The organism is Roseateles sp. GW821-FHT09H10, from assembly GCF_059415865.1.
In genome coordinates, this window is the sequence record NZ_JBWKOB010000008.1 from 119,042 (window position 1) to 137,703 (window position 18,662).

General features: G+C 67.1%; 23 protein-coding genes and 1 tRNA gene. 12 read left to right on the forward strand and 12 right to left on the reverse strand.

The annotated features are described in order from the left end of the window. Positions 1-269: 269 nt before the first annotated feature. A complete protein-coding gene (locus tag AC07OY_RS28010) occupies positions 270-1,928 on the reverse strand; it encodes a hypothetical protein (protein ID WP_495045893.1) in 1,659 nt (552 codons plus the stop codon). Positions 1,929-2,077: 149 nt separating this feature from the next. Beyond that, entirely contained in the window at positions 2,078-3,076 is a 999-nt protein-coding gene (locus AC07OY_RS28015; RefSeq protein ID WP_495045894.1) for a tyrosine-type recombinase/integrase, read from the reverse strand. Between the two features lie 117 nt (positions 3,077-3,193). On the opposite strand from AC07OY_RS28015, the gene AC07OY_RS28020 reads away from it, so the two are divergent. Further along, positions 3,194-3,391, forward strand: a complete 198-nt coding sequence (locus AC07OY_RS28020; RefSeq protein ID WP_495045895.1) for a response regulator transcription factor — start codon at positions 3,194-3,196, stop codon at positions 3,389-3,391. Here AC07OY_RS28020 and AC07OY_RS28025 read toward each other — a convergent pair. Both AC07OY_RS28025 and AC07OY_RS28030 read right to left on the reverse strand, forming a co-directional pair. Continuing rightward, positions 3,371-4,069, reverse strand: coding sequence for a glutamine amidotransferase (locus AC07OY_RS28025; protein WP_495045896.1), 699 nt, complete (start codon positions 4,067-4,069; stop codon positions 3,371-3,373). The genes AC07OY_RS28020 and AC07OY_RS28025 overlap by 21 nt on opposite strands. 22 nt (positions 4,070-4,091) lie before the next feature. Continuing rightward, positions 4,092-4,640 carry a carboxymuconolactone decarboxylase family protein gene (locus AC07OY_RS28030; protein ID WP_495045897.1) on the reverse strand — a complete coding sequence of 183 codons (549 nt, stop codon included), beginning with the start codon at positions 4,638-4,640 and terminating at the stop codon, positions 4,092-4,094. Positions 4,641-4,737: 97 nt separating this feature from the next. Between AC07OY_RS28030 and AC07OY_RS28035 the strand changes: the two genes are divergently transcribed. The 8 genes from AC07OY_RS28035 to AC07OY_RS28070 all read left to right on the forward strand — a co-directional run bounded on the left by AC07OY_RS28035 (position 4,738) and on the right by AC07OY_RS28070 (position 10,251). Then, positions 4,738-5,595, forward strand: coding sequence for an AraC family transcriptional regulator (locus tag AC07OY_RS28035; RefSeq protein ID WP_495045898.1), 858 nt, complete (start codon positions 4,738-4,740; stop codon positions 5,593-5,595). 9 nt (positions 5,596-5,604) lie between these two features. Further along, positions 5,605-5,952 (forward strand): hypothetical protein, encoded by a 348-nt coding sequence (locus AC07OY_RS28040; protein WP_495045899.1) that lies wholly within the window; start codon positions 5,605-5,607, stop codon positions 5,950-5,952. An 83-nt stretch (positions 5,953-6,035) separates the two neighbouring features. Continuing rightward, entirely contained in the window at positions 6,036-6,290 is a 255-nt protein-coding gene (locus AC07OY_RS28045) for a hypothetical protein (RefSeq protein WP_495045900.1), read from the forward strand. Beyond that, positions 6,287-7,660, forward strand: coding sequence for a TolC family protein (locus AC07OY_RS28050; RefSeq protein WP_495045901.1), 1,374 nt, complete (start codon positions 6,287-6,289; stop codon positions 7,658-7,660). The genes AC07OY_RS28045 and AC07OY_RS28050 overlap by 4 nt, the downstream gene beginning before the upstream one ends. 16 nt (positions 7,661-7,676) lie before the next feature. Then, positions 7,677-9,050: a multicopper oxidase family protein gene (locus AC07OY_RS28055; RefSeq protein WP_495045902.1), complete on the forward strand. Its 1,374-nt coding sequence runs from the start codon at positions 7,677-7,679 to the stop codon at positions 9,048-9,050. Positions 9,051-9,057: 7 nt separating this feature from the next. Beyond that, positions 9,058-9,540 carry a cupredoxin domain-containing protein gene (locus AC07OY_RS28060; protein ID WP_495045904.1) on the forward strand — a complete coding sequence of 161 codons (483 nt, stop codon included), beginning with the start codon at positions 9,058-9,060 and terminating at the stop codon, positions 9,538-9,540. Positions 9,541-9,562: 22 nt separating this feature from the next. After that, positions 9,563-9,877 (forward strand): copper-binding protein, encoded by a 315-nt coding sequence (locus AC07OY_RS28065; protein ID WP_495045905.1) that lies wholly within the window; start codon positions 9,563-9,565, stop codon positions 9,875-9,877. Next, a complete protein-coding gene (locus AC07OY_RS28070; RefSeq protein WP_495045906.1) occupies positions 9,874-10,251 on the forward strand; it encodes a hypothetical protein in 378 nt (125 codons plus the stop codon). Before AC07OY_RS28065 ends, AC07OY_RS28070 begins: the two co-directional genes overlap by 4 nt. Positions 10,252-10,296: 45 nt before the next feature. On the opposite strand, the gene AC07OY_RS28075 is transcribed toward AC07OY_RS28070, so the two are convergent. The 4 genes from AC07OY_RS28075 to AC07OY_RS28090 all read right to left on the reverse strand — a co-directional run bounded on the left by AC07OY_RS28075 (position 10,297) and on the right by AC07OY_RS28090 (position 13,391). Next, positions 10,297-10,387: transfer RNA gene (locus AC07OY_RS28075), tRNA-Ser, on the reverse strand. 209 nt (positions 10,388-10,596) lie between these two features. Then, positions 10,597-11,898: a serine--tRNA ligase gene (serS, locus tag AC07OY_RS28080; protein ID WP_495045907.1), complete on the reverse strand. Its 1,302-nt coding sequence runs from the start codon at positions 11,896-11,898 to the stop codon at positions 10,597-10,599. A 72-nt stretch (positions 11,899-11,970) separates the two neighbouring features. Continuing rightward, the gene (gene ispH, locus AC07OY_RS28085; protein ID WP_495045908.1) at positions 11,971-12,948 is read right to left on the reverse strand and encodes a 4-hydroxy-3-methylbut-2-enyl diphosphate reductase; all 978 of its coding nucleotides are present in this window, start codon (positions 12,946-12,948) and stop codon (positions 11,971-11,973) included. Further along, complete coding sequence (locus AC07OY_RS28090) at positions 12,948-13,391, reverse strand: FKBP-type peptidyl-prolyl cis-trans isomerase (RefSeq protein ID WP_495045909.1); 444 nt, start codon at positions 13,389-13,391, stop codon at positions 12,948-12,950. The genes ispH and AC07OY_RS28090 overlap by 1 nt, the downstream gene beginning before the upstream one ends. A 40-nt stretch (positions 13,392-13,431) precedes the next feature. Between AC07OY_RS28090 and radC the strand changes: the two genes are divergently transcribed. Together radC and AC07OY_RS28100 are read left to right on the forward strand one after the other, a co-directional pair. Next, positions 13,432-14,106 carry a RadC family protein gene (gene radC, locus AC07OY_RS28095; RefSeq protein WP_495045910.1) on the forward strand — a complete coding sequence of 225 codons (675 nt, stop codon included), beginning with the start codon at positions 13,432-13,434 and terminating at the stop codon, positions 14,104-14,106. Then, a complete protein-coding gene (locus AC07OY_RS28100) occupies positions 14,103-14,750 on the forward strand; it encodes a Smr/MutS family protein (protein ID WP_495045911.1) in 648 nt (215 codons plus the stop codon). The genes radC and AC07OY_RS28100 overlap by 4 nt, the downstream gene beginning before the upstream one ends. Before the next feature lie 18 nt (positions 14,751-14,768). Here the strand turns inward: AC07OY_RS28100 and AC07OY_RS28105 are convergent, their stop codons facing one another. Continuing rightward, positions 14,769-15,335, reverse strand: a complete 567-nt coding sequence (locus tag AC07OY_RS28105; protein ID WP_495045912.1) for a hypothetical protein — start codon at positions 15,333-15,335, stop codon at positions 14,769-14,771. Between the two features lie 275 nt (positions 15,336-15,610). Here AC07OY_RS28105 and AC07OY_RS28110 point away from each other — a divergent pair, with 275 nt between their 5' ends. Beyond that, positions 15,611-16,258, forward strand: a complete 648-nt coding sequence (locus AC07OY_RS28110; RefSeq protein ID WP_495045913.1) for a hypothetical protein — start codon at positions 15,611-15,613, stop codon at positions 16,256-16,258. Here the strand turns inward: AC07OY_RS28110 and AC07OY_RS28115 are convergent. The 3 genes from AC07OY_RS28115 to AC07OY_RS28125 form a co-directional block, all read right to left on the reverse strand. Beyond that, complete coding sequence (locus AC07OY_RS28115; RefSeq protein ID WP_495045914.1) at positions 16,255-16,635, reverse strand: group II truncated hemoglobin; 381 nt, start codon at positions 16,633-16,635, stop codon at positions 16,255-16,257. The two genes, AC07OY_RS28110 and AC07OY_RS28115, sit on opposite strands and share 4 nt — an antisense overlap. A gap of 321 nt (positions 16,636-16,956) precedes the next feature. Continuing rightward, complete coding sequence (locus AC07OY_RS28120) at positions 16,957-17,754, reverse strand: MinD/ParA family protein (RefSeq protein ID WP_495045915.1); 798 nt, start codon at positions 17,752-17,754, stop codon at positions 16,957-16,959. Beyond that, positions 17,751-18,488 carry a GGDEF domain-containing protein gene (locus tag AC07OY_RS28125; protein WP_495045916.1) on the reverse strand — a complete coding sequence of 246 codons (738 nt, stop codon included), beginning with the start codon at positions 18,486-18,488 and terminating at the stop codon, positions 17,751-17,753. Before AC07OY_RS28125 ends, AC07OY_RS28120 begins: the two co-directional genes overlap by 4 nt. Between the last annotated feature and the right edge of the window lie 174 nt (positions 18,489-18,662).

Consider the following 18,662-nt stretch of genomic DNA (forward strand, 5'->3'; position numbering starts at 1 on the left):
CCGGCAGCAGCATGAATCAGCAGTTCAGCGACTTACGCGCGACCAAAGTGACATGGCTCGCTGCCCGCACCGCATTTATGCCTGAGCCTGCAGGCTAACCACGCCCGCGCTGCAATGGTCATTCAAGGCTCAGGCGCACTCTGCTGTTTTCGGCCCGCTGCGGGGTGCTGGCAGCAGCCTCGCGGTGTTCACGCGAACTTGTGGCCTCTGCCTGCGTAGTGCCGGAGCGAATGCGCTGGGGAGACGCCAGCGATTTTAAGTGCACGCCGTCAAACGCCGTAGTTTTGAACGCGAAGGGCGTTGAGGATGTTGGTCGCTTTAATCCTCTGAAGTGCTTCCATCGCCTTTTCGGTGATCTGCGCATGCTCCGACTGGGACCATCTCAGCGACCACTTGATGAACATCGCGAGCCTCCTGTCTTCGTGCTGCTTAAGGAACAGCGCTTCGTAGTCGTCGACGGAGGCCTGCTCCAGCGCTTGCAGGTGCTCTTCGTTGTAGCCACTGTTTGTGGCCATAAAGAGCAAGGATTCCTCAAGTCCGGGTAGAGGAATAAGGTTGGCCGACAAATCTTCAAATCTTTCCCGCAGATTGGCGTCGTCGACCGACCCACCGAAGGGATGCTCGCTCAGATCAAAAATCTCGGGTGACCCACGATGCCTGTCTACAAATGCGTCGACAAGTTCATCGGCCAGATCGCCACGTTGCAGCTCACGCAAGGTCCGTGTGGAGCTGTTCAGATTGAGCACTGAAAGGCTGTCAATAGACTGAAGGGTCGCTGCATAAAGCTCTTGTACAAAATCCGCTGGATCGCCACCAAAAGAATTCCGGAAGCTACTCCACACCTGCTCCAGTCGCGATGTTTTCTCACCGCGAATCAGCTCGTCGTGGCGCTTCGCCGCCTCCTCGATGAAGCCCGTCCCTTCAACATAACCATGTGCTACCACACGGGCCAAGGTCAGATCCAGATCGTCCACGTTAGCGAAGCCGTAGGCCTTCAAGCGCTTGACCCACCCAAGCGTCACAGGATCCAGGTTCTCCTCACCTCGGAAGCTGAACAGCGCTTCATTCCACTGGGATATCTCGGCTAGCTTGGGCTTCGATGCATCCGGCGAATAGAAGCACCAGCAAAACAAAACAAGGCTCGGGATAGCTGCCTCCAGAACGCCTGCGTGCATCTCCCGTGCAGCATGCGCTACGCAGTCAATGACACCGTGTAGTTTGCGCAAGATGCGAACGTTAGTGATACCCAGATCCGCTACGTTGCTGAGAACAAGACTTCGGTGAGCGAAGTCAGCGGCAAAGACCAGATCAAACGCCTCCTGAGCGGTAGGCGCGTAAGTAACCTCAAGGTCGATCACCTTCTCTCGACACGCCTCGTATGTCGCTCTCCCCTGTAGCGCCTCGGCATTGAAGATCAGTACGACCTTGCAGCCCCGCTCCTCGCTCAATTCCGTGATGAACCCAAGAACATCTTCCGGGCTGAGCTTGGTCTGGCGCTCAAAGTCGTCAATACACACCAGCGTCCCCCTAACTAGATTGGGGGCTAGCGATTCCAACGCGACGGTCACGCTGCCGCCGTGCGGCACGGTCCTGATCAGAGGCGCCAGCACTCCTGACAGCCCCTTGATCCCATTCTTCGCTAACGACAGCCAGTGCTCATTGATGGCCTCGAAGTCAAGCGCCTTGCCGAGAGTACTCACGGCGACAGACTTCGTGAACAACGCCAACCGCAACTCCGCCATGCTGCTGATGCCAAACAGGCTCACATAGCAGTATTTGTCGAACTTGATCGCGGCGCGGTTTCCCCGTAAGGCTTCATTCCAAGCATGCGTCTTGCCGGTGCCCCAAGCGCCAGTCAGTGCCAACACGTCGCTGTTGGCATTGGCAAGGAATGCCTCAAGCACCTTCTTTGCCGTTTTCACACTCATCGGGCTCTCCCTGCTCGTTGTGCAACAAGGATAGCGAACGGCGGCCGACCAAAGTGAGCATCAGCCCAACCAAGAATGGGCCACTAGGGCCCATTCTGCTCACCACCTGGCGGAGAGGGTGGGATTCGAACCTTCAATACCTGAAAGCTCTAAGCCACGGCGGACAACTCGGCGGCGACAACTGCAAGTCGCCGGGCGAGCTGTGCCGCCGACAGATGCGTGTAGTGACTGAGCATCGAAAGGCTCTTGTGCCCGGTGATGGACTGGAGCTGATGAATGTCGAGCTGCCCCGACGACGCCCAGAAAGTGGCAGCGGTGTGGCGCAGTGCATGCAACGGGAGGTTCTTCAAAAAGCCTGCATCGAGCGCCACCGCTTCGACAGCACAGTCCGCCTCGTACATGGACCGAGCACGCTTCACCGTCGCAATAAACCGGATGCTGACATACACAGCAGAGTTCAGCGGCAGCAAGGGCGCGTCGGCTTCCTTCGATGCAAAGGCCAACAACCGTCGTAGAGCTTCTGCTGCGACCGGACAGAGCGGTACATCCCGAGCGGTGCCGTTCTTGGTCATGCTCAGATGCGCAACCCTTGCCTCGAGGTCCACATCGCGACGCCTCAAGCTGAACAGCTCCCCCCGCCTCATGGCACTGCGGGCAAGCAGCTCGATGGTCGGCCTCATCCACGCCGCCTTGCTCCTATCAGCAGCAGCCAGCAGGTAGCGCATTTCATCGTCCGACACCACGCGAGTTCGACCCGGCGCCGGTTTGGGCCAAACGATCAAGCTCGTTGGATTGCGTTCAAGCCACTGCCGCTGCTTCACTGCATAGGTGAAGATGCAGGACAAAAGTGTCATGTCCTTGCGAACGGTCCCAGCACTTAGCCCGCGCTCAAGGAGGGCATCACGCCACGTTGCCAGGTCATGCGGGGTCACCTCATCGATACGCTTTGAAGCCCAGGGCAGAGCCTCGTAGGCATTCCAATGACGCTCGTAGTAGGGTGCCCCACGCAGCTTCGCACCCTGCGTCGTCCGGTACTCCTTGACGACTTCTCTCAGCGTGGGCGCGGGCTTCTTCTCGGGTATCCACAAGCCTGCCTCCATGTCGGCTTGAGTCTTACGTCCCCAACGCTCTGCGTCGCTGCGGCGCATGAATGTCTTGGACGCAGTAGGTGCGCCTTGCACCCGGACTCTGACGAAGAATCGCCCTCCGCGTTCAGTGATAGATGCCATTCCGATGATCCCTTCAATTGCGTTGTTGGATCATTGGTGGATCAAGAGCCCCCTTGTTGCCTGGCTACCGACCTGACCTATCTGAGCAAGGGCTTCACGATCAAGGAGATCGCGAACCTGATGGGCATCAAGTGGTTCACCGTCAACGACCACATCAAGTCCATCTACAAGAAGCTCAACGTCAGCAGCCGCGCGGAAGCGGCGGTGCTGGCGTCAAAGCAGGGCCTGGTCTAGCCAGCGCTGCATCAGCCGCTCGAGGGCGGCTTTCAAGCCCACAGCTTCGCCCGCCATCGCGGCGCGCAACCCGGCCGGCTCGATGCCGGCTTTTTCAAGCTCGTCGATATGGCCGATCAGCCATTGCTCGAAGCGGGTCGGGTCGACTTCCGGATGGAATTGCAGGCCCAGGGCCTTGCCATGGGGCATGAAGGCCTGATGCGGGCAGACGGCCGTCGCCGCCAATGAGACCGTGCCGGCTGGCAGCTCGAACTGATCGCCATGCCAGTGCAGCATCGGCTGCTCGCCAAGTTCTGCCAGCGCGGTGCCTTGCCCTGCGACCGTCAGCGCCAGCGGCGCAAAGCCGATCTCCTTGACGCCCATGGGCTTGACGCGCGCGCCCAGGGCGCGGGCCATCAGTTGGGCTCCCAGGCAGATACCGAGCAGCGGCGCACCAGAGTCCAGCCGCTGGCGGATCAGGCCCACCTCGTCGATCAGCCAGGGGAAGCGATCCTCGTCCTCGACGCTGATCGGACCGCCGAGCACGATCATCAGATCGACGCCGGCCAGGTCGATGGCATTGAAATCGTCGACGCCGGCCTCGTGATAGCGGACCTCGAAGCCCCTGCCGCGCAGCAGGGGCTCGATGAGGCCGAGATCCTCGAAGGCAAGATGGCGAACGGCGAGCGCGGTCTTCATGGACGCCATCATCGCCTCTCGATCAGGCCGCCGAGCGCAGCTTCACGCCGGGGAAATCCACCGGCACGGCAAAGGCCACGTTCACATAGTTGGTGAACAGGTTCAGCGCGACATGGGCCAGGATCTCGACGATCTGCCCGTCATCAAAACCTGCCGCGCTCAGCGATGCGACATCGGCATCACCGACCTGGCCGCGCTGCTCGACCAGCTTCAGCGCGAAGCGCAGCGCCGCTGCCGCTGCCGGATCGGCCGATTCGCCCGCCTGGGCCGCAGCCATCTCGGCGCTTGAGGCTCCAGCTTTGCGGCCCAGGGCCGTGTGCGCCGCCAGGCAGTATTCGCAGGCATTGCGGTCGGCCACGGCGACGGCGATCTGCTCGCCCAGCTTCGGCGCAATCGTGCCGCTGCCGAGGGCGCCGAAGAAGCCCCACATGGCCTGCAGGGCGGCCGGCGAATTGGCGACGGCGCGGAACATGGCGGGCGTGGCGCCAAAGGCACCGTGCACGGCATCCAGCAGCGCGCGGCTGCCAGCAGGGGTGTCGTTGCCGGAGACGAGAGGAAGACGGGAGCTCATGGTTCACCTTTCGGTTGCAGTGGAGAAGGCCTCCACTGTGCGGCGTCACCCGAGTCGATAGGTATCATTTCATCTTCAATAGATACCGATTCGTCCTGTGACCGACGCCACACCGCTGGACCGCCTCAGTCCCCTGCTTGAACGCTTCCGCGTCCGCGCCAGCCTCTTCCATGCGGGACCGCTGTGCGGCGTGACGCATTTCGACGCCAGGCCGGGGCGCGGCTTCCTGCATGTGATGCGCAATGGCGAGATGGAGGTGCGCCATGCCGCCGGCAGCGGCCTGGTGGAACAGCTCCTCGTGCGCGAGCCCAGCCTGGTCTTCTATCCCCGCCCGCTGGCCCACGACTTCCACAACGCGCCGGCCGAAGGCGCGGACTTCGTCTGCGCGACGCTGGATTTCGAGCAGGGCGAGGCCCATCCCCTCGTCCAGGCCCTGCCGCCCCTGGTCGTGCTGCCCCTGGCCCGCGTCAGCGGCCTCAACGAGACGCTGACCCTGCTGTTCGGCGAGGCCGAGCAGGTGCGCTGCGGCCGGCGCCTGCTGGCCGACCGGCTGTTCGAGGTCCTGCTGCTGCAGCTGCTGCGCTGGATGCTGGACCAGCGCGACGCGGCCCTGCCCGTCGGCCTGCTCAACGCGCTGTCGGACCCGCGCCTGGCCCGGGCACTGACCGCCGTGCATGCCCGCCCGGGCGAAGCCTGGACGCTGGAGACGCTGGCGGCGGAAGCCGGCATGTCGCGCAGCCGCTTTGCCGAGACCTTCCGCAGCGCGATGGGCAGCACGCCAGCCGACTATGTGGCCGACTGGCGGCTCAGCATCGCCCGTGCGGCGTTGCGCGCCGGCAAGCCGCTGAAGGCCCTGGCCACGGAGCTGGGCTATGCCAATGCCTCGGCCCTGAGCCGGGTGTTCACGCAGCGCCATGCGGGGTTGTCGCCCAGGGCCTGGCTGCAACGCAGTTAAAGTGTCCCCATGCGTCGCCCCGGCCGCTTCCTCGTCCTCTGCCTGCTGCTCGTGCTGCTGCCCCTGCGCAGCCTGCTGGCGGCCGTGCAGCTGGAATGCGGCCCGGCCCAGCCGACGACCACGATGGCCGCTCACGCCGAGCATGGCGAGCACCACGACCATCAGGACAGCGGCCATCACCAGGATGCCAGCAGCAAGGCCTGCAAGCTGTGCGCGCCCTGCTGCCTGGCCGCCGCGCCACCACCGGCGCTGGTGTTGACCGCAACGGCCGCCCCGGCCGAGCGCGCCGCCCAGGTGCCGGCTGAGCGCTGGACGGGCGTCGTGCCGCCCCTGCCCGACCCGCCGCCTCGGGCCTGAGCCTCCTCCCAACGCTGCTGTTGTTCCCGCCGCGCGCCTTGCCGCGCCCCCGGCGGGTCGATCACCCGTTCCAAGAGGCTGTCATGCCCCAGTTGTTTCCCCTGCTCGGGGCGCTGCTCACCGCCGGCCTGGCGTTGAGCGCCGCCGCGCAATCGCGCCCCGATCCCGCCGACGCGCGCGCCCAGGTGCCGCCCGCTGCCGTCAAGAAGGCGCCACCACCCCAGGCCGCCGACGATCCACCGCCCGCCGACTGGCGCGCCGCCAATGCCCGCGTCGAACGCGTGGGCGGCTGGCGAACCTATGCCCGCGAGACGCTGCCACCGGAGAAGGCCCGATGAAGCGCGCCCTGCCACTGACGGCACTCGCCCTGGCGCTGGGCGGCTGCGCCAGCCTGAAACCCGGTGACGAGGTCAGCGATGTCAATCGCCTGACCCAGCCCCACACGGGTCAGGCCCTGGCGCTGGAGCCGCTGCCCCCCGACGCCCTGGCCGCACGCCTGCGCGAGCCGCTGACGGCTGACGGCGCCGTGCAGCTCGCGCTGCAGAACAGCCGCGCCCTGCAGGCTCGCATCGCCCGCCTGGGCGTGACGGCCGCCGAGGTCGACGAGGCCGGCCGCCTGCCGAACCCCGGCTTCAGCTTCAGCCGCCTCAAGCGCGGCGACGAGATCGAGCTCGAGCGCGGCTGGCACTTCAATCTGGCCCGGCTGCTGACCCTGCCGCTGGCGCGCCAGGCCGAGCAGCGCCGCCTGCAGGCCGAACAGCAACTCGCCGCCGCCGACGTGCTGGCCCTGGCCGCGGACACGCGCCGCGCCTGGGTCAACGCCGTCGCAGCCGAGGAGTCGCTGACCTATCGCCGCCAGGTGCTGGAGGCCGCCGAAGCCGGCGCCGAACTGGCCCGCCGCATGCAGGCCGTCGGCAACTTCAACGCCCTGGCCCGGGCCCGCGAACAGGGCTTTGCGGCCGAGGCGCGCCTGGCCCTGGCTCGCGCCGAAGGCCAGCGCCTGGCGACGCGCGAGCGCCTCGTGCGCCTGCTGGGCCTTTGGGGCGCGGACGCCGCCGCGCTGCGCGTCCTTGAGCGCCTGCCGGCCCTGCCGGCCGCGCCGCGTGAGCAGCCCGACATCGAGACGCTGGCCCTGGCCCAGCGCCTGGATGTGCAGGCCGCGCGGCTGCGCCTGGAGCAGGCCGGGCGCCAAGTGGAGGCCGGCCGCATCAACCGCTTCGTCTCCATGCTGGAACTGGGCGTCGTGCACAACACCTCCAACGAGGCGCCCGTGCAGCGCGGCTGGGAGGTCACGCTGGAGCTGCCGCTGTTCGGCGCCGGCCCGCTGCCCCGCGCTCAGGCCCTGGCCCGCGAGGCGGCGCATGACGCGGCCGACACCGCCATCCGCGCCCGCTCCGAGGTCCGCGAGGCCTATGGCCTGTACCACGGCGCCTGGGACATCGCCCGCCAGCACCGCGACGAGCTGCTGCCCCTGGCCCGGCGCGTCTCCGACGAACAGCTGCTGCGCTACAACGGCATGCTGATCGGCGTCTTCGAGCTGCTGGCCGATGCCCGCGCCCAGGTCGCCGCCGTGGCCGCCGCCCAGGATGCGCTGCGCGACTTCTGGCTGGCCCAGGCCGACCTGGACCAGTCCCTGCTCGGCCGCGCCACGCCCACCCAGCCCGCCAGCGCGGCCGCCCCTGCCGCCGCCGCTGCGGCGCCCCACTGAATCACCAGGACACCCCATGTTCAACCGACGCTCCCTGCTGGCGGGTTCGAGCCTGGCCTCGCTGGCGGCGGTCTCCAAGGCGGCCCTGGCCGCCCTGCCCGAGCCCGTCATCCAGACCTCGCCCGACACCCAAGCCCCCCTCGTGCCACCCAACGGGCGGCCCTACAACCCCGTCGTCACGCTGAATGGCTGGACGGCGCCCTGGCGCATGAACAACGGCGTCAAGGAGTTCCACCTCGTCGCCGAGCCCGTCGTGCGCGAGATGGCACCCGGCTTCAAGGCCCATCTGTGGGGCTACAACGGCCAGAGCCCCGGCCCGACCATCGAGGTCGTCGAGGGCGACCGCGTGCGCCTGTACGTGACCAACCGCCTGCCCGAGGTCACCAGCATGCACTGGCATGGCCAGCGCCTGCCCAACGGCATGGACGGCGTGACCGGGCTGACTCAGCCGCCCATCCCGCCGGGCAAGACCTGGGTCTACGAGTTCGTCGCGCGCCGGCCCGGCACCTTCATGTACCACCCGCATGCCGACGAGATGGTGCAGATGGCCATGGGCATGATGGGCCTGTGGATCACGCATCCCAAGGCCAGGCATCCGCACATCGCCGAGGCCGACCGCGACTACGCCTTCCTGCTCAATGCCTACGACATCGAGCCCGGCAGCGCGACGCCCAAGGTCATGACCATGCTGGACTTCAACCTGTGGAGCTGGAACAGCCGCGTCTTCCCCGGCATCGCGCCGCTGGTGGCGCGCCAGGGCGAGCGCGTGCGCATCCGCATCGGCAACCTGACGATGACCAACCATCCCATCCACATCCATGGCCATGAGTTCGAGGTCACGGGCACGGACGGCGGCCCGGTGCCCAGGACGGCGCGCTGGCCCGAGGTGACGACGGACATCGCCGTCGGCCAGATGCGCCAGATCGAGTTCATCGCCGATGAGGAAGGCGACTGGGCCTTCCACTGCCACAAGGCCCACCACACCATGAATGCGATGGGCCACAACGTGCCCACCATGATCGGCGTGGACCACAGCGGCCTGGCCGCGAAGATCAAGCAGCTGGTGCCCGACTACATGGTCATGGGCGAACGCGGCATGCACGACATGACCGAGATGAGCATGCCCCTGCCGGACAACACGGCGCCCATGATGGCCGGCGAGGGGCCTTTCGGCCCCGTCGCCATGGGCGGCATGTTCAGCATGCTCAAGGTCAGGCGCGGGCTCAAGCGTGGCGACTACAGCGATCCCGGCTGGTTCCAGCATCCGCCCGGCAGCGTGGCCCGCGAGGTGGGCGATGCGCCGCCCGCCGCCAGCGCACCCGCACCCGCCACGCGCGCCTCCGATGTCGAGGTGCAGATCCGCAAGCCCCAGGGCCACCACAACCATTGAGATCGAGATGAAGACCCTCATCACCACCCTTGCGCTTACCCTGGCCGTGGCCGGCGCCCAGGCTCACGGCGACCATGCCGCGAGCGCGCCCTCAATCGTCAAGAAGGAACAGAAACCCTGGGGCATTGCCGGCGAACGCCGCGGCGCGAAGCGCAGCATCGAGATCAAGATGAGCGACGACATGCGCTTCACGCCGTCGCGCATCGAGGTCCGCCAGGGCGAGACCGTGCGCCTGGTCATGCGCAACACCGGCGCCGTGCTGCATGAGCTCGTCATCGGCACGCCCCAAGAGCTGGAGGAGCACGCGGCCCTGATGCAGAAGTTCCCCGGCATGGAGCATGACGAGCCCTATATGGCCCATGTGAAGCCGGGCCAGACCGGCGAGATCGTCTGGACCTTCAACCGGGCGGGCGAGTTCGACTTCGCCTGCCTCATCGCCGGCCATTTCCAGGCCGGCATGCGCGGCAAGCTCATCGTCCGCGCGCGCTGAATCCCGTCAAGGAGACTGAACCATGAAGAAGCTGTTGCTTTGCGCCGCGCTGCTCGCGGCTCCTGCCTTCGCCGTGGCCGCCGAGCCGCCGGCCACGGCGGCCTCCGCCGCGGACGCCATGACCGATGCCGAGGTCCGCAAGATCGACGCCGCCGCGGCCAAGATCACGCTGCGCCATGCCGAGATCAAGGCCCTGGACATGCCGGCCATGACCATGGTCTTCCAGGCCCGCGACAAGAAACTGCTCGACGGCCTCAAGGTCGGCGACAAGGTGCGCTTCAAGGCTGCGCACGAAGGCGGCCAGTTCATCGTGACGGCCATCGAGGCGGCCAAGTGAAGGCGGCCCTCGCCCTGCTCTGCCTGACTGCAGCCGGCCAGGCTTTCGCCGCCGCCCAGGTCGTCGACATCACCTGGACGGCCGAAGGCCAGTTCATGCATGCGACCACGCTGGCACCCAAGCAGGTGCTGGAGGTCTGCGGCAAGCTGGCCAAGGGCAGCCGCGTGCAATGGTCCTTCGAGGCCGACGCGCCCCTGCCCTTCAACATCCATGTCCATCAAGGCAAGGAAGTCGTCTTCCTCGCCAAGCTGGAGAAGGCCGAGAAGGCCCTGGGCCTGCAGACCTTCGACGCCGAACCGGCGCATTGCTGGATGTGGACGAACAAGGGCGCGGACGCTGCGAAGCTGAGCGTCGACCTTCAGCAGCAGCGCTGAAGGGGCAAAGAAAAAGCCCGCCGGGGTTGCCGGCGGGCTTGTCTTTGGCGGAGAGGGTGGGATTCGAACCCACGGTACGGGGATACCGTACGCCTGATTTCGAGTCAGGTACATTCGACCACTCTGCCACCTCTCCTGATTTGGTGTCGCATGTGGAGCGAAGCCTTGCATTATATGCAGGTTTTTCGCCCTCACCGCACAAATCAGCCGCGCAGCACTTCCACGCCGCCCATGTAGGCGCGCAGCGCCTCAGGCACCGTGATGCTGCCATCGGCGTTCTGGTAATTCTGGCTGCGGCCCGCTGCGCTTCACTTCGCAGAGCGAAGTGAGCCTGCACCGAAACTATCAGCTCTTCGGTGCGAGCACCGAAACTCCGCCCATGTAGGGGCGGAGAACCTCCGGCACCTCAACGGTGCCGTCGGCACGCTGATAGTTCTCGAGAACAGCAACCAGCGTACGGCCGACCGCCAGGCCGGAGCCGTTCAGCGTGTGCACCAGCTCGTTCTTGCCCTGGGCGTTCTTGAAGCGCGCCTGCATGCGGCGGGCCTGGAAGGCGCCCATGTTCGAGCAGGAGCTGATCTCGCGGAAGGTGTTCTGCGCCGGCAGCCAGACTTCGAGGTCGTAGGTCTTGACCGCGCCGAAGCCCATGTCGCCGCTGCACAGCAGCACGGTGCGGTAAGGCAGGCCGAGCTTCTGCAGGATGGCTTCGGCGTGGCCGGTCATCTCCTCCAGCGCGGCCATGCTGTGCTCGGGCTGCTCGATGCGCACCATCTCGACCTTGTCGAACTGGTGCTGGCGGATCATGCCGCGCGTGTCGCGGCCGGCGGAGCCGGCTTCCGAGCGGAAGCAGGGGCTGTGGGCCGTCATCTTGACGGGCAGGTCCTCGGCCTTGAGCACGCTCTCGCGCACGGTGTTGGTCAGCGAGATTTCCGAGGTCGAGATCAGGTACTGCTCGGCCTGTTCGTCGTCGCCGCCGCGCAGCACCCAGAACATGTCTTCCTTGAACTTGGGCAACTGGCCCGTGCCCTCGAGGATTTCGCGGTTGACGATATAGGGCGTGTAGCACTCGGTGTAGCCGTGCTCGGTCGTCTGCACGTCCAGCATGAACTGGGCGAGCGCGCGATGCAGGCGGGCGACGGGGCCGCGCAGGAAGCTGAAGCGCGAACCCGACAGCCTGGCGCCGGTCTCGAAGTCCAGGCCCAGCGGGGCGCCGAGGTCGACATGGTCCTTGACCGCGAAGTCGAAGCTGCGGGGCGTGCCCCAGCGGCGCACTTCGACATTGCCGGTCTCGTCCGAGCCCGCCGGCACGCTGGTGTCGGGCAGGTTGGGCACGCCCATCAGCATGTCGTTGAGCTCGACCTGGATGGCGTCCAGGCGCTCGGCGCCGGCCTTGAGTTCATCGGCAATGCCGCCGACTTCGGCCATCAGGGCCGAGGCATCCTCGCCCTTGCCCTTGGCCATGCCGATCTGCTTGGACAGCGCATTGCGGCGCGCCTGCAGCTCCTCGGTGCGCGTCTGCACGGCCTTGCGCTCGGCCTCGAAGGCCTTGAAGCGTTCCACATCCAGGAAGGGCTGGGGGTTCTTGCGCGCGTTCAGGCGCTCGATGACGGCATCGAGGTCCTTGCGCAGTTGAGTGATGTCGAGCATGGGAATCTTTCGGGAATCAGATGGACAAGCGGCGCCGATGTCAGGCGCCGCCGGATGCTTGAGGCATCGGCGTCAAGATCGTGAGGCACTGACCTCGGCCATGGACTTGTCGCCCAGGCCCATGGGCAGGGGGAAGCGCACATGCTCCTCCACGCCCGGCAGGCTGCGCACCGTCGTCGCGCCGAACTCGCGCAGACGGTCGATGACGGCCTGCACGAGCACGTCGGGCGCCGAGGCGCCGGCCGTCAGGCCCACGCGCGGACGGTTCTCCAGCCACTCGGCCTTCAAGTCCTCGGCGGCGTCGACCATATAGCCCGGCGTGCCCAGGCGCTCGGCCAGCTCGCGCAGGCGGTTGCTGTTGGAGCTGGTCGGGCTGCCGACGACGATGACGACGTCCACCTGCGGCGCCAGCACCTTGACGGCGTCCTGGCGGTTCTGGGTGGCGTAGCAGATGTCCTGCTTCTTGGGCTCGCGCACCTGCGGGAAGACGCGCTTCACCTCGGCCAGGATCTCGGCGGCATCGTCCACGCTCAGCGTGGTCTGCGTGACGACGGCCAGCTTGGCACCGTCCCTGACCTTGACCTTCACCACGTCCTCGACGTCTTCCACCAGGAAGATGCCCTCGGACAGCTGGCCCATGGTGCCTTCGACCTCGGGGTGGCCCTTGTGGCCGATCATGATGAACTCATAGCCCTCGCGGTGCAGCTTGGCCACCTCGACGTGGACCTTGGTCACCAGCGGACAGGTCGCATCAAACACCTGGAAGCCGCGCGCAGCGGCCTCGCGGCGCACCTCCTGGCTGACGCCATGGGCGCTGAACACCAGCGTGGCGCCGGGCGGCACCTCGGCCAGGTCCTCGATGAAGATGGCGCCGCGCGACTTCAGGTCGTTGACGACATAGGTGTTGTGGACGATCTCGTGGCGCACATAGATGGGCGCGCCGAACTTCAGCAGCGCGCGCTCGACGATCTCGATGGCCCGGTCCACGCCGGCGCAGAAGCCGCGCGGCTCGGCCAGCAGCACTTCCTGGGGTTGCACGATCGCATTCATCACAACACCCCGATCACTTGCACTTCGAAGCTGACCGGTTGGCCAGCCAGCGGATGGTTGAAGTCGAACAGCAGGGCCTCATCGCCCAGCTCGCGCACGACGCCGGCATAGCCGCCCTGTCCGTCCGGGCCGGGGAACTGCACGACGTCGCCGACGTTGTAGACCTCGTCGGGATCGCCCAGCTGGCGCAGCAGCGACAGCTTCACACGCTGCAGCAGCTCGGGGTTGCGCTCGCCGAAGGCTTCGCCCGGCGCCAGCTCGAAACGCTCGTGGGCGCCCTCGGGCAGGCCGATGAGGCGCGCCTCGATGGCCGGCGACAGCTGGCCGATGCCGAGGGACAGGGTGGCGGGCTTGTCGTCGAAGGTGTTGACGATGTCGGCGCCGTCCGGGCCCGAAAGCCGGTAATGCAGGGTCAGGAAGGACCCGGCCTGGATGGGGTTCATGCGAGAGAGGGGACCGCTTGGCTAGACTGGGCGCGATTTTATGTCGTTGACCCATCTGCCCCCTGACGCCCGCCCGCGCGAGAAGCTGCTTGCTCGCGGCCCCCAGGCCTTGGCGGATGCCGAACTGCTGGCCCTGCTGCTGCGCACGGGGCTGAAAGGCATGCCGGTACTGCAGCTGGCGCAGAGCCTGCTGGACCAGTTTGGCGGCTGGGCCGGCCTGCTGCAGGCCAGCGTTCAGGACCTGGGCAAGGTCAAGGGCCTGGGCCCCGCCAAGCGCGCGGAGATCGCCGCCGTGCTGGAGATCGCCCGGCGCTCGCTGAGCCAGCAACTGGCCGAAAAACCGGCCATGAGCGATGTGGACACGGTGAAAACCTATCTGCGCCTGCAGCTGGGCGGCCTGGGCCACGAAGTCTTTGCCGTCCTCTTCCTGGACGCCCAGCTGCGCCTGATCGCCATGGAGACGCTGTTCCAAGGCTCGCTGACGTCCACCACCGTGCACCCGCGCGAAGTCGTCAAGCGCGCCCTCGCCCTGGGCGCCGGCGCGGCCATCCTGGCCCACAACCACCCCAGCGGCGTCGCCGCGCCCTCACGGGCCGACGAGTTGCTGACCCAACAGCTCAGCCAGGCCCTGGCCCTGGTGGATGTGCGCGTCGTGGACCATTTCGTCGTCGGCGCCAGCGAGGTCGTGTCCTTTGCAGAGCGAGGCTTGCTGTGACGATCAAGTCCGTTCGCAGCCTGGCCGACCTGAAACCGCTGGCCCGCGAGCTGGCCGCGGCCCGCCTGGCCGCCGAGGTCGAGCGCGAGCGGGTCGCCGCGGCCATGCGCCTGGCCGAGCAGGAAAGGCGGGTCTTCGAGCTGACCGTCGGCCCGGTGACGCCGCTGCGCAGCACCGAGCGCTTCATCCATGCCCTCGAGCAGCCCGCGCCCGAGCCGCGCCAGCGCGAGGCGGACGAGCGCGCCGTGCTGCTGCAGGCCCTGTCCGACGAGATCGACGTCGAATCCCTGCTGGATACCGACGAAACGCTGAGCTTTCGCCGTGAAGGCATCAGCCTGGAGGTGGTGCGCAAGCTGCGCCGCGGCCACTGGTCCTTGCAGGCCCAGCTCGACCTGCACGGCCTGCGCCGCGATGCGGCCCGTGAGGCCCTGGGCCTCTTCATTCACGACAGCGCGCGGCGCGGCCTGCGCTGCGTGCGCGTCGTGCACGGCAAGGGCCATGGCTCGCCGGGCCGCGAGCCCGTGCTCAAGGGCCGGGTGCGGCGCTGGCTGGTGCAGAAGAACGAGGTGCTGGCTTTCGTGCAGGCGCGCGCCAGCGACGGCGGCGCGGGCGCCCTCATCGTGCTGCTGGCGGGAACGCCTTGAGGGCGTGGCGCGGGGCGCCTATTGGATCTTGCTGGCGCCTTCGATGCCGAACACCAGCGGGCGCTTCAGGTCGCCCGCGTTGTGCGGGCCCGAAGGCGTGAGCTGCAGGTCGCGCGCCTTGAAGTACAGGAAGCCGTTGACCTGGCTCACCGTGACGCTGCCCTTGGCGGCACCGCCGGAGTTCCATTCGACGATCTTCTGGTTGGACACGTCGGCGAAGTTCACCTTCACCTGGCGGGCCGCGGGATTGGGCTTGGCGGCAACCTGGTAGACGCCCGGCGCCGGCGCGGCACTGCCGAAGTCCAGCGTGGCCAGCTGCAGCTTGTCGTTGGACGCCAGCACGAAAGCCTCGGGCGTGGAGATGTATTGCAGGCCGGCCTTCATCGCGTACTGCTTCGCGCCGGCACTGGCGCGCAGCTCGCCGAAGTTGAACCAGCCGTTGGGGCCCGCGTAAAGAGGCTTCTTCGGGTTGGTGTAGCGGTCATCCGAAGCCGGGGGCACATTGGTCCAGGCATCCGCCGCCGGCTGGGCCTGTGCCAGCGCGCTGGCCGCGAGAGCGACGCAGAAGAACAGTTTCCGGTGCATGACAGAGCATCCCTTCGAGATGACGAAGCTAGGCAGGCACGGTAGCACGCGTGTCGCCGGTGGCCGGGTCCATCCTGGCGCAGAAAGCACGCGGCAGAGCCCTTCGCCTGACGCGCCGCTGACGGTGAACAACACCGGGCTGTCGCGTCGCGCGGCGGACACGGGGCGGACTGGTAGTGCAGGCGCCATTGACCGGCGCCGTTAGCCCGGAGTAGTCTGGGCTCAGGCCGCCATCAGCGCGACATCCGGTTTCCGCAGCCCAACGAGGAGAGCCCATGTCCCACACGTTTTCTGATCGTGCACCCCAGCCCAAGAGCTATGTGGGCATTGGTCTGGTCGTTGCCGTGCACCTGGCGGCGATCTATGCGCTGAGTGCGGGGTTGATGAAGACGCCACCCACGCACACGGAACCTGCGGCACTGTTGCCGCCCATCAAGGAAAAGCCTCCCGAGCAGCGCCCCGTGGAAACCTTGAAGGCGCAGGAACCCACGCCGATTTCCTTCCCCAAGCCCGAAGTGGTGCCGCCTCCGATCTGGGTCGAGGAGAGGCCCCCCGTCACCGCCGTTGAACAGCGGCCTGGAGAGACCGCCGTTTCCACGGGCAATCCGACGGGCTCGGGCGCTCAAGTCGTGACGCCTCCCTTGACGAAACCCGACACTGGCATCAAGGCGCCCGGCGCCGTCTGTTCCGTGATGCCCCGCCCGGACGTGCCCGTCATCAACTGGGCCGGCGAAGCCGTGCTGCAGGTGGTGGCGACGGTTCGCGGCGGCCGCGTCGTCGGCAGCGATTTCAAGGTCGTGCAAGGCGCCCTGGACAGCAAGAGCCGGCGTTCCCTGCAACGCTCGGTGGAATCCGCCCTGGCCAGCTATCAATGCCAGGGTGACGCGACCTTCCAGCAGGACTTCGCGTTCCGCCTCGACTAAACGTTTCTCATCCAGTCGGCCGTTCCTGCGAAGGACTCGGCCAGACGGGCCTGCAGGGCCGGGTCCACCCCGGTTTCCTGCATGGCCTGGCCCATGCAGGCCAGCCATTCATCGCGCTCGGCGATGCCGATGCGAAATGGCATATGCCGCGCCCGCAACCTCGGGTGACCGAAGCGGCTGATGTAGTGGTCGGGCCCGCCCAGCCAGCCGCACAGGAACCAGAACAGCTTGTCGCGCGCGCTGTCCAGCGAGTCGCCATGCGCCGCACGCAGCCGCGCGTAGGCGGGCTCCAGGTCCATCAGGTCGTAGAAGCGGTCGACGAGTTCGCGCACGCGCGCCTCGCCGCCGACCCATTCAAAAGCAGTACTGGCAGTCACAACTGTTGGCTTGGATTGTTTTCGCGGGCCAAGCGCTGGGCTGCCAAGGGCCAGAGGCCCTTGGCCTGTCGTAGGCACCAGCAGTCCGCAGGGACTGCTGGTGTCCGACTCCAGTTCACCGAGCAGGCCCGCGTGAGGCGATGTGCTTGCGGCTCGATGCCGCAAGCATCGCCGTCCCCTCGGGGGCTGAGGCCGGACACGGCAAGTCCTGGGGACTTGCCGTGCCTGCCGAAGAGCAGCCGCTCTGTCGGCTGCGCGGTCTGCAAGACCGACCAGGGGCGCCCGCGTCCAGCGCGGCGCAACTGGGCGAGGGGCTCCGGTTCAGCCAAGGATTTTCGAGGCGAGCGCCTTGATGGCCTGGGCGGCGTCGCAGCCCGGGTAATGCTCCAGCATCAGCTGGCGCTTCAGCACCGCCTGCTTGACGGCCGGGTCGGCCTTGACCTCGCCATAGAGCTCGAGGCGGAAGTTCTGCCCCGGCGCGGGGCCGACGAAGCGCTGCAACACCTGCTGCAACTGGCCGCAGATCAGCTTGCCTTCGCCGACGCGGTTGGCCTGGTTGACGAGCAGGCCCACCTGGCGGCGCTCCTGCTGGGTGGCCAGCACCTTGATGGTGGCGTAGGCATCGGTCAGCGACGTGGGTTCGGGCGTGGCGACGACGAGGACGTCGGTGGCCAGCGAGATGGCAAACAGCACGACGTCGGAGATGCCGGCGCCGGTGTCCAGCAGCACCCAATCGAAGCGCGGCTTGACGAGGTCGATGATGTGCAGCAGCTTGTCGCGCACCTCGGGGGTCAGGCGTGAATACTCGACCATGCCCGAGCCGGCCAGCAGCACGGAGAAGCCGCCCGGTGCCGGCAGGATGGCCTGTTCCAGCGTGGCCTTCTCGGTGAAGACGTCGTGCAGGGTCAGCTTGGGGTGCAGGTTCAGCACCACGTCGAGGTTGGCGAGGCCGAGGTCGGCGTCCAGCACCAGCACCTTCTGGCCGCGCGCGGCCAGGGCCGCGGCGAGATTGGCGGTGACAAAGGTCTTGCCGACGCCCCCCTTGCCGCTGGTAACGGCAAGCGTGCGGGCGCCGGATCGCGCGGGGCGCGGTGCAGCAGGATCAGTGGTCGTGCTCATGGCAGGTCCTGTTGCGTTTCGAGATTCAGGGAGGCGAACAACATGCCCTTTTCTTCGGCGCTGACCAGGGAGTCGATCTGGGGTTCGAGGCAGGCGCGGTTGCGGCCTTCGGCCTTGGCGCGGTAGAGCTGGCGATCGGCCCGCTCCGTCCACAGCAGCGGCGACGAGCGCACCCATTGCGGGGCAAAGGCGCCGCCCAGGCTGACGGTGACGTTCAGCATCTGGCCCGGGCCGACTTCGATGGCAAGTTCGGACACGCGTTCGCGCACCCGCTCGGCCACGGCCAGGCCGACATGGGAGGCGCAGTTGGGCAGGATGATGGCGAATTCCTCGCCACCCACGCGGGCAACCAGGTCCATGGGCCTGACGGTCTGCTCCACGGCATGCGCCACGGCGCGGATGACCTGGTCACCGGCGCCATGGCCATGGGTGTCGTTGACGGCCTTGAAGTGATCGATGTCCAGCATCAGCAGCAGGGCCGCCTCGCCGGAGCGCGCGACGCGGTCGACCTCGCGCGCCAAGGCCATCTCGAAGCTGCGGCGGTTGACCAGGCCGGTCAGCGCATCCCTGCTGGAGAGATCGCACAGCGCATCGACGACGGCCTGCAGCCAGGCGGCACTCATCGGCGCCTCGTCCGGAAGCAGCGCACCGGCCTGCTGCAGCAATTGCAGGGCCTCGTCCAGAACGAGCGCTTGGGCATCGATCAGGTGGGTGGCGGGCAGGCGTTGTTCCAAAGGCTTTGGCGGTGGGGACGGATGGGTGGATTGTGGTTTCGGGGCAGTCTAGCAGCGGCCTGTGCGCGTCCAGGTCGTGAAACAGGCACGTTCCTGGAGCCTGTTTGCACTATGCTGGCCCGCACCCGGACCGTAAAAACGGCCTGCGGTGCAGAATCGGCGCGCCACGCCAGA

Bases quoted from the DNA above. Each gene is read 5' to 3' on its own strand.
- AC07OY_RS28110 (WP_495045913.1), top strand. From the start codon at position 15,611: ATGTCCCACACGTTTTCTGATCGTGCACCCCAGCCCAAGAGCTATGTG.
- ispH (WP_495045908.1), bottom strand. From the start codon at position 12,948: ATGAATGCGATCGTGCAACCCCAGGAAGTGCTGCTGGCCGAGCCGCGC.
- AC07OY_RS28010 (WP_495045893.1), bottom strand. From the start codon at position 1,928: ATGAGTGTGAAAACGGCAAAGAAGGTGCTTGAGGCATTCCTTGCCAAT.
- AC07OY_RS28120 (WP_495045915.1), bottom strand. From the start codon at position 17,754: ATGAGCACGACCACTGATCCTGCTGCACCGCGCCCCGCGCGATCCGGC.
- AC07OY_RS28060 (WP_495045904.1), top strand. From the start codon at position 9,058: ATGAAGACCCTCATCACCACCCTTGCGCTTACCCTGGCCGTGGCCGGC.
- AC07OY_RS28015 (WP_495045894.1), bottom strand. From the start codon at position 3,076: ATGCGCCGCAGCGACGCAGAGCGTTGGGGACGTAAGACTCAAGCCGAC.
- AC07OY_RS28045 (WP_495045900.1), top strand. From the start codon at position 6,036: ATGCCCCAGTTGTTTCCCCTGCTCGGGGCGCTGCTCACCGCCGGCCTG.
- radC (WP_495045910.1), top strand. From the start codon at position 13,432: ATGTCGTTGACCCATCTGCCCCCTGACGCCCGCCCGCGCGAGAAGCTG.
- AC07OY_RS28105 (WP_495045912.1), bottom strand. From the start codon at position 15,335: ATGCACCGGAAACTGTTCTTCTGCGTCGCTCTCGCGGCCAGCGCGCTG.
- AC07OY_RS28050 (WP_495045901.1), top strand. From the start codon at position 6,287: ATGAAGCGCGCCCTGCCACTGACGGCACTCGCCCTGGCGCTGGGCGGC.
- AC07OY_RS28065 (WP_495045905.1), top strand. From the start codon at position 9,563: ATGAAGAAGCTGTTGCTTTGCGCCGCGCTGCTCGCGGCTCCTGCCTTC.
- AC07OY_RS28025 (WP_495045896.1), bottom strand. From the start codon at position 4,069: ATGAAGACCGCGCTCGCCGTTCGCCATCTTGCCTTCGAGGATCTCGGC.
- AC07OY_RS28090 (WP_495045909.1), bottom strand. From the start codon at position 13,391: ATGAACCCCATCCAGGCCGGGTCCTTCCTGACCCTGCATTACCGGCTT.
- AC07OY_RS28040 (WP_495045899.1), top strand. From the start codon at position 5,605: ATGCGTCGCCCCGGCCGCTTCCTCGTCCTCTGCCTGCTGCTCGTGCTG.
- AC07OY_RS28030 (WP_495045897.1), bottom strand. From the start codon at position 4,640: ATGAGCTCCCGTCTTCCTCTCGTCTCCGGCAACGACACCCCTGCTGGC.
- serS (WP_495045907.1), bottom strand. From the start codon at position 11,898: ATGCTCGACATCACTCAACTGCGCAAGGACCTCGATGCCGTCATCGAG.
- AC07OY_RS28055 (WP_495045902.1), top strand. From the start codon at position 7,677: ATGTTCAACCGACGCTCCCTGCTGGCGGGTTCGAGCCTGGCCTCGCTG.